This window comes from Pedobacter sp. AJM (assembly GCF_002197755.1).
GTDB lineage: Bacteria > Bacteroidota > Bacteroidia > Sphingobacteriales > Sphingobacteriaceae > Pedobacter.
In genome coordinates this window covers 995599-1010342 of record NZ_NHOT01000003.1, presented here as the reverse complement: position 1 = coordinate 1010342, position 14744 = coordinate 995599, and the positions used below count along the sequence as shown (strand labels likewise).

The following is a 14744-nucleotide window of genomic DNA, read 5'->3' as shown; positions in this document are numbered from 1 at the left end:
TACTCTAATCTAAATATCAATATCTATAAAAACAAACAATCCAGAAAAAGTTTTTCTAGATTGTTGTTTTTTTTACTAAGCACATGCGAACTAGCACCAAATAATCTTTCCATGTGTGAGAAAAAAGTGGCTTTTGCAACCCACCAGCCTATCTATCGAAGGCTTGAGGGAAATTGTTTTTTCTTCAATGACATATTTCCAATATGGGTCGAAGTCATCCATCAGGTTGGTGTAGAGACTTTCCCCGCAGCCACAAGGACAGAGCATGACGCATTGCCAAATGTAGCCCTGGTTGCTTATAAGATAAACCGTTTTATCCCTCATCTTGTCAGGGACATCTTCAGCTATCTTATAGGTATACAGCGTTCTTTTCCCAAATAATGCCGTTATCCAATTAATGAACCTTTTGAACATGCTTGCTTAATTCTGGACTGTTTAATAATGGCTCGATATCTCCCCTCCCAATCCATTTGTTGAAAAACAGACAGGGTTCTTTCATTGACTCGGAATATGAAACACAGTCGGTATAATCGATTTTGATTATGTCAACCTCTGAGTTTGGCATGTTTCTGAAGGGGTGTATACGAGCTAAAAAATCATTGATAGCTGTCGCGGAAACCTGCATATTTATACTGATAACTGCCGGACTGCTTTCGCCGACATTGGCCAGATATTGGTTCCTCGCATGCTCCTCACCGTCCACCCTTTTTATGGACTCTGAAAGCAGACGGTCTAAACCGTACTGGTGCCTATTCAATAAACTTGACCCGCCTGGCTGAATGAAATGTACCTGTCCAAAAATGTTGTTGATGCCGCCCTTGCCATCTGCATTCAATTTTACGCCCATGTCGATTAACGGCAGGATATAGAACGATGATATCAGATTTAGCATGTGCCGACCTTCAGCGCCATCTACACAACTGAAGAGGAAATCGCAATCGGAAAGCTCCTTAACTACCTCTCTTTTGGAAATATCAGAGGTGAATGTCGTAACTTTTGTGCCGATTTCTAAGGCTAAGATTTCCCTTTTCATTACCTCTGTCTTAAACTCTTTGATATCGGCATCATGGCGTTTAGAGCCGATTATTCTATTTAGGTTAAGGCCGTCGATGTAATCTGGATCCACAAGTACCAGTTCGCCCACTCCCAATCTTTTCAATTGTTCTATAGTTATACTGCCAGTACCGGAACAACCAACAACACCAATCTTCATTTTATTGAGTTCAGATATGGTTTTTTCCCCAAATGCCTGTTTGTTCCTTATCTGGGCATCATCCGCAATTACGCAACCGCCGTCGAAATATCGCCAAACCTGCACGTCGCTTCCCGCAATCAATACCTTATGCAAGGGCTCAATCTGCATTTCTTCCCTGAATACCCGACCAAAGAGACGGCCATCAGGAAGCATAATGCAGCTGGCGTGACCATGCTCATTGTCAAGCCAGGATTGAATACTTTTAAACAGGGTCTGATCTGCAAAATCGTCCAGGTCTGAAAAATATTCATGTACTCCGGGACCTGGATGACAATGGAATTTAACAATTGCCAAATTACGTTTTGCAGCTTTTTCTAGAAAAGGATTGATGATATCTGTTGGCCAGGTAATGTAATCCTTTTCTCTGTCGCAAAGGTCATATGGGACTAGCAAAAGCTCTTGCACCAAAAATGCCTCATTATCTTTATGGACACTTCGCCCGCATAACGCCACTGCAACGGCTTCTTTATTATCGCCTGGAAATAAATGCTCTTTTAGCTGGCCATAGTGATGGCCGGAAATTCTCAGTGTATTCATAGCCTACCTCCCTAAATCTTTAATCAACCAATTTTCTACCAGACAAAGATGGCTGGCAATATTATCAACCCCTGGTCGCCATTGGCCAGGCGCACGGTGCCTTGACCAGCGCTGGTAGGTATTACCATCAATTGGTTGTGCAGCCAAGGCATTTATACCCCTTCCCGAAACCTTAGATAAAGCGGGGAAGAAATATGCCATATCTATTTCTGTGGCAGGATAAGATGGGGCAATCATCAAAGCAATAGTTGCTTGATCTTGGTTATATCCATCAGGCATCGGAAATTCATGGATCAACAACCACATTACAGATCCAGTAACAGGATTGCCAATGGCCTCCCAAGGGAGGCCAAGACTGTTCAAATGATCGATATCTTCTTCAGGCAGCTCAAATTCCCTGCGAAGAACAACTTCTTCCTTCTCCGACTGCAAGCCATCAGTCTGCTCTTTTGGTTGGATAGTAAACCTGACCAGGCATTTTTCGGTCAAATCTATCTGTTCCGAAGAATTCAATTTAATGGGCTTAGGGCTTGTGTTCACGAATTTGTAAACCTCAAATTGAGCCGAGCTGTTCGGATACTCCATCTTGATAAGTTCAGCAACGGTAATAAACCTTTTGTTCCAATCGTGGTAGCGTTTATCCACTTTGATCCTATAAATTCTAGCAGGCGGAACCTCCTTACATTGCTTACCATATGCTTCAACGTCTACGATGTCCAGCCATTTGCGCGTAACGAACCGCATGCCTTTGCAGTGCATCTTGATCGATTCGTCGGGAGAGTATGCATAATCAATTTCTTCTTCTTTGTCCAGCAACTGTACAAGGTAGAAATCTTTGGTGTCCACCGCATTCAGCTCCATTATCTGAAGAGGGGTCAAAGTTTTTTTGTCTGTTGTTTCTGGCTCTCCATCGACTAGATAATTGAATACCTCGGCATCTTTTGTGACAAAATGCTCTTCACCATGGTCACCAAGGTCAACAATTTCATCCATCGATATTTTTTTGAAGTCGCCGCCCTTCAACTTTTGATATAGCGTATGGCATTCTGGATCTTTTATTCCAGCTTCCTTCAATATTTCGGCACCAGTAATTTTAGGTGTTTTAACAGTTATCTTCTTATCGTTAACCGTTGCATTATAGACTTGGGGCTTTAGGCCCGGGAAAGATTTATCTTCCATTTTTTGAATAAATTAAATTTTAACTAGTAATACTATTAATTGTGCCTCAGATAAAGGCGATAGCAGATATAGACTGCTGCGGGATTAAAAATGTATTATAGCCTTGATTAAAATTTAATTAAACGGATTACCAATAGTGCTTCTCAATAGGTTTCATCCTATTTTGCTTGTAAAATTGAAAGATAGTCACTACCTTTGAAACAACCACGAATCAAAAGAGGTTTTTAACGAGGCGGGCTAAGCCTAATTGACTACCTGAAAAATTTACAAAGCTGAGAGCTGTGCTCTTGGCTTTTTTTATTTCTTTACAAATATAAGGTGAAATTTTACAAAAACAAATAAAATGTAAAATATTACAAAATTTATTAATTGTTAAATTTCGCAAAATTATTTGGATGTTTTCTAAATAATAATCATATTTGTATTATGATATTTAGAATCAACAAGTTATGAACGCGCTATCAGAAGAATCTTTTTATGAACAAATTGGAGAACGAATCCGTAATTTTCGATTAAGTGCCAACATCAGTCAGGAAGTATTCTCAGAATTATTAAACATGACAAGAGCCTCGGTTGTTAATATTGAAAAGGGTAGGCAACGGCCATCGATATTTCTTCTAGTAACCATTGCGCGCATTCTGAAAGTAGATTACATTGATCTAATCCCGATTGAGCTTAATATTGAAAAGCTAGAGGAAAACGTTGAAGTGCCAGATGTAGATTTCTCGGCAGTGGTAGCGGACTCTATGCTTGATTTGAACGAGCGCGTCAAAAGTTCAATGCAACAATTCTTAAGACAGATTAACAAATAAGCATGATTACTCGAAACCATAGTAGGTCAATACAGTTTATCAAAAAGCAAGTTGATGAGATTTTGCAGGGGATGAAATTAAGTAGCCTTCCCGTAAAGATTGAAGATGTTGCCAAAAAGACTGGGCTGACAGTATCCCCCTTCGATTTTGAAGATGACATCTCCGGAGTTTTGGTTATTCAAGATGGTAAGGGAGTCATAGGGTATAACCAAAGTGAGTCTCGGGTTAGGAGGCGTTTCACAATTGCCCATGAATTAGGCCACTTTGTTTTGCACCGAGAACTTTCCTCTATGTTTATGGACAAAGGTTTTAGTGCGATTTTTCGAAGTGCTAATTCTGGGCTATCTGAAGAAACGCAAATATTAGAGCGTGAGGCTAATACATTTGCGGCCTATATTCTTATGCCCGACCGCTTGCTTAAAGAAGCTATCGATAATATTGACTTCGATTTAGGTAGTGAGGACGAGATTAAGAATCTAGCGAAGATTTTTGACGTATCTTCGCAAGCTATGTACTATCGAATATTAAATTCTGGTCTGTTGAAATTTTAGTCGTTATAATCAGGTTGTTCAAGCCTAATTAATTTGAGCGAAGGATGTGACTGTTACTGTTCGTGGCAAAATACTAAGCTAATCTATTGCACGAGGGCATTGATAAATACTTATCTTGTCAATTATAAGTTGCACCTAAGCTTGAATTACATAAACAATCCGAGTTCTCTACAGATATCAGCGGTCATTTTCGATAACGGCCTTTTCTCAAAGTCTTTCTCTTCTGTATAATTGGATGAAACTAGTCTTTTAACGTCATTTAAATCCTTGAACAATGTTCCATTAAACTGATTAAACAATGCCTCAATATAAGCCTGATTATATATTCTGGATTTAATGATCAGCTCGTCTGAGTGGTCCTTGTGCCTGTTGTAGAGTTTTGAAAGCTGGAAGACTGAAATGTTTGAAAAGCATTTTCTTAGTTGGTCATGGGACAATCCGCCAGTATTTCTGAATCTAATACGATATGCGCTGCTTTTGCCGTTTATAAAATCCACATTCTTTGGGCGTATAGAAAAGCTTAACCCGCTAAAATCTTCAAGATAGGGGTGAATGTTTTCTTGCAGGGTGAATTTCGCAGAGCCTTTCAGGTCTGAATTGCAGATTGCGCAAGATGGAACCAGGTTGTAAAAGGACATGGATAGATAAGGATAGGTTGCCTTATCAAAGAAGTGGTCAAACTGCGGGCGTATATTCCCTATTGCATTTCCGCTAAGTGTAAATATATATTGCCTATTGCAATATGGGCATACGTTCGTACTCAAGTCCTCAGCGAGTTTGTAAGCCTCCCATTTCTTGTAGTTTGAATAAAAGAATACCTTTTCTAGTACCTCTTTCTTGAAATCATCGGTAAGCAATGCGGTGAAGTTGGTTTCATAATGATCAATCCTACCCTGAAGATATGCTGGCTTTCCAGTTATCAGGTTTTCCTGTGCCAATGGATCTAAGTCTAAAAGCAAAGAAGTATAGAACATTATTTTCATTGCCTCGTGAGGTGCAGTGTCATTTATTTTTCTGTTGATGATGGATGTTAGGCCTAGGGTTCTAACTCTGCTATCATTGCACACTCTACTATAATGGTCTTTAACTGCATTATTTTTTGTAATAAAGACTCTTATCATATCCCCAATCTTTTCTCAATGGTTGTAATTCGATTTTCTAAGTCCTGATTGAATTTGTCGTTAAACATTTCCAATAGTTTTCGCTTTAGAATAGGCTCTCCAATGGAAACTATTATTTTATTGATCTCAACCTTGCGTTCAGGAGAAATTTCTTTGGTGGTGTTCAAATCTCTGATTACCGTATCTAGCTTCTTCTTGGCAAATGTTCCTATAAATCCGTTGTCAAGAAAAAAGGAGTCTGATAACAATGTATGAATATTTGCTGCAAATGTCTGCTTGTGCTCCATTAGTTCGCTGGCAATAAAGCTCTTGTTGCCGGTAAAGAAACATACATTTCTTTTTGGTAGATCAGATATGATGAATGGCGAATGGGATGTGAGAATCACCTGAACGTTTATATTACTGAAGATTTGAGGTAACAGCTCGGTTAAATAATTAATAACGTTCTTTTGATAAATCGGGTGGAGATACAGTTCGGGCTCATCCATTAGAATAAGGATACTGTCGTAAATCTGAAGGTTTGCCATCCGTTGCTGTGAACTGGAAAGAGCGAATAATCTTGATAGCATACTTAATAGGGCTAGCTCTCCGGAACTGGATTCTCCAAAAATCATTTTCTGATGGGAAAGGCCTAACTGAATAAAGTTCGAATCATAGTTGCTGAGGCGTCTAAGTTGAGCTAGCAATCCCGGTATCTCACGCGGACTAGTTTTACGAATGTCAATCCAGGCAATATTCATGCCTGCTGAGACATCGTCCTCTCCAATTAAATTTCCGAGATAATCTACGAAATCAGTAATTTGGTTCGATTTTTTACTACCCCCATGAAGAATATCTGCTATTTCGACAGGATTTTTGAGCATCGACTGTATCAATGAGCTTTTTATTTCAAGAAGGTTGTGGAGCATAAGCTCGTCAAGCACCAAATTGCGCTCAACAATCAACAAAAACTTAGCCTTGAGTGTGGTTGTAATTTCTAATTTGTCGTTGTAGTACGTTACTATTTGATCATAAAGCTCTTTGTACCGCTGGGAGTTTTCGGGATTGATATAATAGTCTTCTGAATCTATTTCTGGCGAAAAAATGGTAGAAATCATTAAATAACTAGGAAGACTGATCTCTAGGTTTTTATCAATATTACTGTATAGAAACGCTATAGTTCTTGCGTACTCGCTAAACTTGAACCTCAGCGTAAAGCTATCCCCTGTTCTACGAGAATTGGTACTCTTTCCTGGGCTGGGCGCAAATAACATGTTGCTAAGAGATGCATTGTGAAGGCCTTGGAGATCTCTTTCAATTACCCTATCGTAAAAACTGTTTGTGTAATATATTACGTCTTGGTAATCGTATTGGTTTCTCAATGTGTTTACCAATTCGTAGTGGCGATCTGTCTGGACTTGTAATTTTTTAGCAACGGATTCATGGGCATAAATTATAAGTTTCTGGTATTGTGTGCTATAGTGGATTATTATAGCTACGGGATCCTGACTCTGTCCTTTCGGAAGGGAATTAATGAGAAACTCTAACGCTGTAGACTTTCCTGAGCCGTTACTCCCCACGAAGGCTGTTATATTACTTACGCCATGAGAAAAAAAATCCTTAATATGGTCGGGATCTTCTTCTCCTATTAGGATATTCAGGTCTGGGTCATAGGAAAATCTATCCTTCCATCCCATATTAAGTTCAAAATTGTTTAGTATTTTTTCTCCCTTTATCCAAGTGTATACAAGTTCCATATAATTATTTTGAGCAATTAATTCTAGATCATGAAAGCCATAGGTGCAAAGTATAAAATTATACTCAAAGTACAACTGATCTTTGCGACGGCTATCGTACTAAATAATTCAGTTGCTTCCAGTTTTTTAAACAAAGCCAATATATATCTACCCCATCCTTTTTTGTAGGTTACTAAAACAATGTCAACTATTTTTGTACGGTAAATTAAAAAATTAAAATAATACCGCACATTTATTGATATTTTAAATCATAATGCATATTTTTGATGTACTGTAATAACTTAAATGAAAAATAAACAGAACACCGATCTCTTTATAGCTGATATCGTAGCAGCAGGATTATCAGGCGACAAAACTCGAGTAGAAACGATTTCTTTGTCCCTCGCGAGGGTATTAAAAAAAGATAACCCCGAGCTGAGCGACGCCATTTATAATAAAATAAATACCATACAGCATGTAGGTGATGCAGGACTAAGGGGAATACCCGGAAATCCAGTTCCAACAGATTCCGAAACTCATTTGGAAATGGCACAAGTTTTTTCTCCACAAAGTGAGGACTCGCAAAGCCCAGTCTTTAACGTTATGTTACGAGAACAGATAGCAGGAATTTTGAATGAATGGACCAACAAAGAGACATTGCTTAGAAATGGTGTTAAGCCAATCAATAAGTTGATGCTTATTGGTAATCCCGGCACGGGAAAAACGATGCTAGCAAGAGATATTGCAGCAAAACTTGGCAAAAGCCTTGTGGTTTTGGATTTGTCTTCCTCGATTTCAAACTTACTAGGTAAGACTGGACACAACATCAAAAAAGTGCTGAATTACGCTAAGCAAAACAACTCAGTTCTTTTACTCGACGAATTCGATGCTATAGCAAAAAAGCGTGACGACAACTCTGATCTTGGAGAAATTAAGCGTGTAGTTAATGTACTCTTGATGGAACTTGAGGATTGGCCATCAAACTCTATGCTTATTGCTACAAGCAATCACCCCGAATTGCTTGATCGAGCAATATGGAGGAGGTTTGATATGGTAATTGAAATACCTATGCCTTCAGCAAATGAAGCGTCATCGATTTTTTCATTCAATCTTTTTCCTTTGGAAGAGGAAGATAAATTTGAAAATAATTTGCTTGAGATCATTTCTACACTATTGGAAGGGAGAAGTGCCTCTGATATTGTAAAGCTTGCCCATCGAGTAAAGAAAAGAATCATATTGAAACAAGAGAAGCTTTTACCAGCAACACTTAATGAGCTTGAGGCTGGAAGTTTGGATAAAAAAGTCAAAGGGAAATTTTGTCAACTTCTTAAACAAAGTTATGGCGCTAAAATCTCGGTAAGAAAGATCGCGGAGCTGACAGGATTGAGTGTCTCGGGAGTCCAACATCATTTAAAGAAATAAACTATGAGCACAAGAAAGCCAATTCTATACAAAGGAGAACTATACAGCATCCCTGTAACAAAGAGATCCGGTGGTGGTCCAAAATCATATCCCGTGAGCTTTGAAGAGGCCCGTGAGCGGCTGTCAAAAGATATTGACTTGGTCAAAGAGCAAATTCGTTCGTTGCCGCAATCTTCTAGGCTACCTAATGAAGTGGTAATGTGCATTAGAATGCACCCTGACTTTTCGGCCAAAAGCTACTATCCTGAAACCCTCTTCGACACAGATACTGAGCGCTTTGGGTTACAGGAAATTGGCTCTAGGATTTGGAGAAGCAAAGAAAATATATCGAAAGAGACTAAAAGAGAAACGTTGGAAGCTAAAATGTTTTTTGTTCGGGGCACCGACGAGAGTTTGGATAAATTTAAAAAACAACTTAATAAGTCAGCTTCATCACTGACCAAAGCTTTCGTGAATGATGTTCGAAAATTGGTGAGCATAGATTTACTTAAGGACGAAGAACAGGTAGTCGGAATTTCGAATGATTGGGAGCAAGGAAGGCTAGAAGCCGTTCTTCATCCTTTTAATGTTGACCAAAATCAGTCTTTATTGCGTTTTTTAGAGCTTTTAACTCTTGCAGGGGTTTCCGCAGAAAGTATAAATTATCACCAGTACGAAGACGGAATAACTTTTGTCAGCCTAATGGGTAATCGAGATGTAGTTTCATTACTTAGTGGGTATAATCCTCTGCGGACATTACATCCTTTGGAGTTCAAACATTTTGTGAGCACCCGCGCTTTTCCGGTGAATGGAGCACCAAAACCTCCAATTTTTACTTCCCGCCCTGACGTTACGGTCGGAGTTATTGACGGCGGCTACATAAACGGAAACCCAGCGCTTGACCAATATGTAACAACCGAAGACTGTATCAGTGGTGACCCGATACCTGATTGTGCTAGCCATGGTACACAGGTTACAAGCGCGGTATTATATGGAGCCCTAAACGAGTATCAGAACGCACAACAATTAGTTGAGCCATTGGTTTGTGTAAAAAACTTCAGGGTTATCTCACAATCTATGGCGGTAGATCCAGATTTATACCAGATTGTAGACGCCATTGAAAAAATTATTCCTGCTAATCCTGAAATCAAAGTTTATAACTTAAGTCTTGGGCCACGGGGACCTATTTACGATGATCATATCAGCCGCTTTACATTTGCATGTGACTTGTTAAGTGAGCAATATGATGTATTGTTTTGCGTAGCAGTCGGCAATGATGGTGGTCAAATAGGCTATAATAGAATCCAAGCTCCATCGGATATGGTAAATGGGTTGGCAATTGCTGCCTATTCGAAAGTCGATGGCAAAATTAATCGGGCAACTTATAGCTGCATAGGCCCAGGTAGGGAAGGGAATAAACTTAAACCTGACCTTTCGGCATTTGGCGGGTGTGATCAAAATCCTATTCATCTTTTAGGGAACTTACCAAACCAGCGGGCTTTGACACAGGGTACCAGTTTCTCAAGTCCATTGGTCACTTCTGCCGCTGGGAAAATCATTGGTTACAGTAATGCACAGCTTTCTAGCCTTGTCACTAGGGCTATGATTATTCATGGTATTTGTGAACATGGTGATGGACATAACACTGACTTTGGCCACGGAACTCTACCGTCAGATATCAGCACAATAACGACTTGCCCTGAGCAATCCTATACGTTAATCTATAGTGGGGAAATAAATTCGGGAAGCTTTGTGAAACTTCCTATCCCTTGGTCGGATGAAATTACCAAAGGTAAGGTTTCATTTCGCTGGACTTCAGCTGTGATGACCAAAATTGATCCCCAAAGTCCAGATGATTATTCGACATCATCCATCACAACTTCGTTTTATCCAAGTGAAACAAAGTTCAACTTTAAAAATGGTAATAAGATAAGAAAGCTAGATATTAATGCAGAACCCGAAGAAATGGAGAGACTGCTAAATGAAGGATGGACCTGCTCTTTTGAATACCCAGCCACAGACAATGCAAAATCATCGTTTAAAAAAGAACAAGATTTAAAGGCAGATTTGAAATGGGATAGTTTGGATACGCGAAATATTACAAAAAAAATCGAAGGAGTCAAAAATCCGATGTTTATTATCCACGCGCTAGAGAGGGGCAAAAGGCATGTAAATGCCAAAGTAAGGTACGCATTGATCTTAACTTTATCGACAACGAGTAAAGAAGTAGATATTTATTCAAAGGTTCGTGCTCGATATACCGAGCTTGTGCCTATTAAACTTGAATTAGAAAATCGCATATCTGCTATGCAAAATAATTCAAATGCAACAAACAGCAATTAATAAGTGTTTTGCAGAATCTCAATACGTCAGTATATTCAAATAAGCAGATGCTTTTCTGATATGATAACTATATGTCTCATCCAAAGGAGGAGCAAGTGGACCTGAAATAAACAACGGGAAGATTTTACGACTTTTGGGCTTGTGATAATTTGGGTGAATCTAGTGTATGCATTCATGCTTTGTATTGATAAATTCTGGTAAAGGATTAAATTTGAGCTCCTTTGCCAGTCGGGGAACGATTAAGTAATAAGTCTATATTTAGAATCTAGACCTATTATTTTCTTGCATTATATTCATTCATTCCGTAAATTTGAATGGTAACATTTGAGACCAAAAAAGGGTCATTTTGACAGTCGGTGAGTCGAAATCGTATTTTGCAAGTGTTTGATAGTCAGAAAGTTATTTAAATAAAACTTGTTCTGGTTTCGTCGGTACATCAATTCATTTTACCATGCTGGATGATAAAAGGCTAAGCTTTGACGGGCATGTTAAATCGCTCAGGATGACGGGAGATTCGGCGCTTATTAAGCTTTCATTACCTAAACAAAGTAATGATATTCATAATGGACTGAAAGCCAACCATCAGTATAGGTGTAAAGTTGAGATGGCTAAAGTAAGCATCATGACCGGGATACTTCGCAATACCCTGAATAGGTAAACGCGATGATTCAATTGGTGATCACAAACTGGTTCCTGATGATGGTAGGAATGTGTTGCAAGGTATTGATATGGAGCAGTGGATTCTCATCAAGAATCAAAATGTCGCCATCTTTGCCCTGGCTAATGCTTCCGCTCTTTTGCGCTTCACCCATTACTTCAGCGGGGATGATCGTTGCAGACCTGATCGCATTAAGGGGACTTATACCACATCGTATATAATTCTGAATCTCATTGGCAATAGTCCCCTCATTGTCTGTTCCGGCCACGATTGGGATATGGTTATCGGCAAAGAGCTTAACAAGCTTCTGGTAATAGGCCACTTTTTTATTTCCCGCCAACTGGTAAACATTTAATGTGGGATCCAGAAAGGTATGATGCGATCTCATGCTGTCCAGCAGACTTTGATTAGCTGTTTTCAGATCACTGGAAGACCAGTTTATACTGTTCATGAAATAATTGATGTGACTGATACTCCGCATTCCGTTATTAATAAAGTAGCTTACCGTATAGCCTGTTGGTAAATGCCCTACAACATCCATATGATACCGTTTGGCTTCTTCCACAATACTGTTAAAGTCTTTCTTTTTAACGCTGCTGTATACTTTTATCTGCCTAAAACCAGCATCATGGTAGGCACCTATATTTTTTTTGATTTCGTTTTCATTAGTGGCTAGCATGGTCCCCAGTGTGGCTGGTGACTTGCCATCCAAAAGCCCGGCGGCATAGTAGTTGGGGGCTGGTGTTGATTCCTTTCTAACCATATCCATCAGCTGTTTTGCAAAATCAAACTCATTACCCATATCTCTGATTGAAGTTACTCCTGAGCGTAGCTCCCGCTGAAGATAAGACGGGTGAAATATGTGTGCATGCATATCCCACAGACCAGGAAGCAAGAATTTGTTGGTTGCATCAATCAGGCGTGCTCCCGGTGGAATTAGCGACCTGTTAATGGTTCCTACATAGTCTATTTTTCCTTTGATGATCAGCACCATAGTGTTATTTTGCAGATCGCCATGGTGGGTAATATCAATAATGGTTCCACCTAAAATGGCAATTGCAGGATTTTTTTTGGCAGAGATGCCACTGTTATCTATATAGGCCTGTAGCAAATGGTGTGTTGATTGTTGATTGAGCTTGGTGAATGCCGATAGATACCGTTCATCAATCACCTCTCTCTTGTCACCTTCACTATCTATTGTGGTTAAAAAAACAGCTTTACCCTGCGCATCTGTCCAGAATATCTCATCCATGCCATTGTTGATCAGAAAGGTTTTCCATCCACTTACTTTATATGCATCTGTCATGTCAGTTATTTCACTGATTCGGATAGCGGATCCATCTAATGCAGATTTTACAAAGGCAGGACGTGCTGCTTTAATCCAATAATCAATCAGCATTTCTCTCAATTTTATAGAGCCGTTCTGGCTTAAAGGAAAACCCTGGCTGGCGGAATACAGTTGATCTATTTTTTCTTGCTTGAAACGCGACGTTTGTCCGATGGAGGTATATCTTGTGCCAGTAGCATTTGGCGTTAGTGCAGCGGTAAGCATTAAAGCCTGACCACGGTCTACGGTACGGATAGTGATATCAACAGCAGTGTTGTCAGTTCTTCCTGCAATGGAAACTTTTTCTGTGCCGATTTTATTTTCGAGTTTATACACCTGATAGTTCTGTGTTACCTGAGCTGCCGCGAAGGGTAAATAAACCGTGAAACTGAGCATGAAAACTATCAGTAAGCTGTAATTCCTTGTCTGTGTCATACTTGTAATAATACTTATAATGACTGACAACGGGAAAAAAAACTCATTTTTTGTACTCAGGCGAGTAAAACAGCTTCACCCCAGGAACGTTCGGTAGGCGAAAAGTAGTGGAGTAAAGTCAGACCTATGCCTGTATATCCATCAAGGATACTGTGTTCATTGTAAAGAGAATTATTTTATCCAGATACCTTTGCAAATCTAAATTCAAAGAAATGTAGCAGTATGAAGCGGATGAAGAGGTTGCCATAAATAATTCATTATTTGATTAGTCTTATCTAGCTTTAAAGGCTGTTTTTATTTGTTCCAGTCCCTGAAGAAAATAAAGGCCTACCCTAGCTTTAAATGTAATTCTTTCTTTGAGCGTTTGACTAGCTTACGTTGTGTTTTCACAAATATTGATAATGGATTACTTATGTTCATATCCTTAGGGGTAGGAGCATACAAAATACCAATTAATATGCCCGATCGGATATAGTCTGATATACCAGGAAACCAAACTATTCATCATCCGGAAACAGGCAAATAAAATGAACATCACCACATTTTTGAAAGCCGATGACAAACATCTGTGTAGCCGCAAAGGCTGGATTTAAAAAAATCAGGCCAGATAACCCATAACCGTTCGTCTATAAATTACAGGCGTTGGTCTAGCGGTTACTGATGCTGGTATAATACCGGGTTTTTGCCTGCAACGTTTGATGGACAGCTGCGTCTTAATCACAAAACAATAGCAAAAACTTAAAACATAAAGATATGAAAACCTTCACTAAAATAGTATTCGCAGCAGCATTAACAGCAGTCGTATTCACTTCATCAGTAATGGCCACTTTTGCCGCTGAGCCCGTTAAAGCAGAAACAAAAACTGCCTCATTATCAACATTTAACAGAATTTGGGTGAGCGGAAATGTAAAAATCATCTTAACCCAGGGTGATAAGCAAAATGTATCAGGCACCAATAATTATGACGCTGCAAAAACCTTTGTATCAACTGATGGAAAAACCTTGTTCATCAACTCCATGGAAACCAATCAGGTCATACTGAATATTACTGTAAAAGATTTAGAAAGAATTGAAGCATACGGTCAATCGGTGGTGGTAACCAGCAATAACTTCGATGTAAAATACCTTCAGTTGTTTTTGAATCAGAGTGCTACAGCGAAGATTAAAACGACCACAGGTAGTTTGTATACCATTGTTAAGGATGATGCGATACTAAAATTAAATGGTACTGCCGATCAAAGTACCATGATCGCCAGCAATATGAAAAATGTGAAATTAGCTGACTTTGCCAGTCTTAAATCTGCATCATATGCTTCTGAAGCGATGATGGAGGCAGCGCAAAATGCAATGGTGTTAGCCAAATAAAAAATATCAATCAAATAGCTAAAGCTGCCCATTGGGCGGCTTTTA

General features: G+C 39.2%; 12 protein-coding genes. 6 read left to right on the top strand and 6 right to left on the bottom strand.

Annotated elements, in window-relative coordinates; all coding sequences use genetic code 11:
- Window positions 1-90: 90 nt before the first annotated feature.
- From CBW18_RS21845 to CBW18_RS10115, 3 genes are all read right to left on the bottom strand, one after another.
- Complete coding sequence (locus CBW18_RS21845; RefSeq protein ID WP_371566721.1) at window positions 91-267, bottom strand: DUF6527 family protein; 177 nt, start codon at window positions 265-267, stop codon at window positions 91-93.
- 127 nt (window positions 268-394) lie between these two features.
- On the bottom strand, window positions 395-1792 hold the full coding sequence (locus CBW18_RS10120) for a ThiF family adenylyltransferase (RefSeq protein ID WP_088301160.1): 1398 nt from the start codon (window positions 1790-1792) through the stop codon (window positions 395-397).
- 3 nt (window positions 1793-1795) lie between these two features.
- Window positions 1796-2971, bottom strand: coding sequence for a multiubiquitin domain-containing protein (locus CBW18_RS10115; protein WP_088301159.1), 1176 nt, complete (start codon window positions 2969-2971; stop codon window positions 1796-1798).
- A 449-nt stretch (window positions 2972-3420) separates the two neighbouring features.
- On the opposite strand from CBW18_RS10115, the gene CBW18_RS10110 reads away from it, so the two are divergent.
- Window positions 3421-3783, top strand: coding sequence for a helix-turn-helix domain-containing protein (locus CBW18_RS10110; protein ID WP_088301158.1), 363 nt, complete (start codon window positions 3421-3423; stop codon window positions 3781-3783).
- 2 nt (window positions 3784-3785) lie between these two features.
- Window positions 3786-4334 carry an ImmA/IrrE family metallo-endopeptidase gene (locus tag CBW18_RS10105; protein WP_088301157.1) on the top strand — a complete coding sequence of 183 codons (549 nt, stop codon included), beginning with the start codon at window positions 3786-3788 and terminating at the stop codon, window positions 4332-4334.
- A 146-nt stretch (window positions 4335-4480) separates the two neighbouring features.
- On the opposite strand, the gene CBW18_RS10100 is transcribed toward CBW18_RS10105, so the two are convergent.
- Window positions 4481-5455, bottom strand: a complete 975-nt coding sequence (locus CBW18_RS10100; protein WP_088301156.1) for a hypothetical protein — start codon at window positions 5453-5455, stop codon at window positions 4481-4483.
- A complete protein-coding gene (locus tag CBW18_RS10095; protein ID WP_088301155.1) occupies window positions 5452-7191 on the bottom strand; it encodes an AAA family ATPase in 1740 nt (579 codons plus the stop codon). The genes CBW18_RS10100 and CBW18_RS10095 overlap by 4 nt, the downstream gene beginning before the upstream one ends.
- 285 nt (window positions 7192-7476) lie before the next feature.
- On the opposite strand from CBW18_RS10095, the gene CBW18_RS10090 reads away from it, so the two are divergent.
- From CBW18_RS10090 to CBW18_RS10080, 3 genes are all read left to right on the top strand, one after another.
- The gene (locus tag CBW18_RS10090; protein WP_088301154.1) at window positions 7477-8592 is read left to right on the top strand and encodes an ATP-binding protein; all 1116 of its coding nucleotides are present in this window, start codon (window positions 7477-7479) and stop codon (window positions 8590-8592) included.
- Between the two features lie 3 nt (window positions 8593-8595).
- Window positions 8596-10914, top strand: coding sequence for a S8 family peptidase (locus CBW18_RS10085; RefSeq protein ID WP_088301153.1), 2319 nt, complete (start codon window positions 8596-8598; stop codon window positions 10912-10914).
- Window positions 10915-11365: 451 nt separating this feature from the next.
- On the top strand, window positions 11366-11572 hold the full coding sequence (locus CBW18_RS10080; RefSeq protein ID WP_088301152.1) for a hypothetical protein: 207 nt from the start codon (window positions 11366-11368) through the stop codon (window positions 11570-11572).
- 10 nt (window positions 11573-11582) lie between these two features.
- Here CBW18_RS10080 and CBW18_RS10075 read toward each other — a convergent pair whose 3' ends face one another.
- The gene (locus CBW18_RS10075; protein ID WP_172406489.1) at window positions 11583-13295 is read right to left on the bottom strand and encodes an amidohydrolase family protein; all 1713 of its coding nucleotides are present in this window, start codon (window positions 13293-13295) and stop codon (window positions 11583-11585) included.
- A gap of 792 nt (window positions 13296-14087) precedes the next feature.
- Between CBW18_RS10075 and CBW18_RS10070 the strand changes: the two genes are divergently transcribed.
- Window positions 14088-14699, top strand: a complete 612-nt coding sequence (locus CBW18_RS10070; protein WP_088301150.1) for a GIN domain-containing protein — start codon at window positions 14088-14090, stop codon at window positions 14697-14699.
- Window positions 14700-14744 lie beyond the last annotated feature (45 nt).

Bases quoted from the DNA above. Each gene is read 5' to 3' on its own strand.
- CBW18_RS21845 (WP_371566721.1), bottom strand. From the start codon at position 267: ATGCTCTGTCCTTGTGGCTGCGGGGAAAGTCTCTACACCAACCTGATG.
- CBW18_RS10120 (WP_088301160.1), bottom strand. From the start codon at position 1,792: ATGAATACACTGAGAATTTCCGGCCATCACTATGGCCAGCTAAAAGAG.
- CBW18_RS10115 (WP_088301159.1), bottom strand. From the start codon at position 2,971: ATGGAAGATAAATCTTTCCCGGGCCTAAAGCCCCAAGTCTATAATGCA.
- CBW18_RS10110 (WP_088301158.1), top strand. From the start codon at position 3,421: ATGAACGCGCTATCAGAAGAATCTTTTTATGAACAAATTGGAGAACGA.
- CBW18_RS10105 (WP_088301157.1), top strand. From the start codon at position 3,786: ATGATTACTCGAAACCATAGTAGGTCAATACAGTTTATCAAAAAGCAA.
- CBW18_RS10100 (WP_088301156.1), bottom strand. From the start codon at position 5,455: ATGATAAGAGTCTTTATTACAAAAAATAATGCAGTTAAAGACCATTAT.
- CBW18_RS10095 (WP_088301155.1), bottom strand. From the start codon at position 7,191: ATGGAACTTGTATACACTTGGATAAAGGGAGAAAAAATACTAAACAAT.
- CBW18_RS10090 (WP_088301154.1), top strand. From the start codon at position 7,477: ATGAAAAATAAACAGAACACCGATCTCTTTATAGCTGATATCGTAGCA.
- CBW18_RS10085 (WP_088301153.1), top strand. From the start codon at position 8,596: ATGAGCACAAGAAAGCCAATTCTATACAAAGGAGAACTATACAGCATC.
- CBW18_RS10080 (WP_088301152.1), top strand. From the start codon at position 11,366: ATGCTGGATGATAAAAGGCTAAGCTTTGACGGGCATGTTAAATCGCTC.
- CBW18_RS10075 (WP_172406489.1), bottom strand. From the start codon at position 13,295: ATGCTCAGTTTCACGGTTTATTTACCCTTCGCGGCAGCTCAGGTAACA.
- CBW18_RS10070 (WP_088301150.1), top strand. From the start codon at position 14,088: ATGAAAACCTTCACTAAAATAGTATTCGCAGCAGCATTAACAGCAGTC.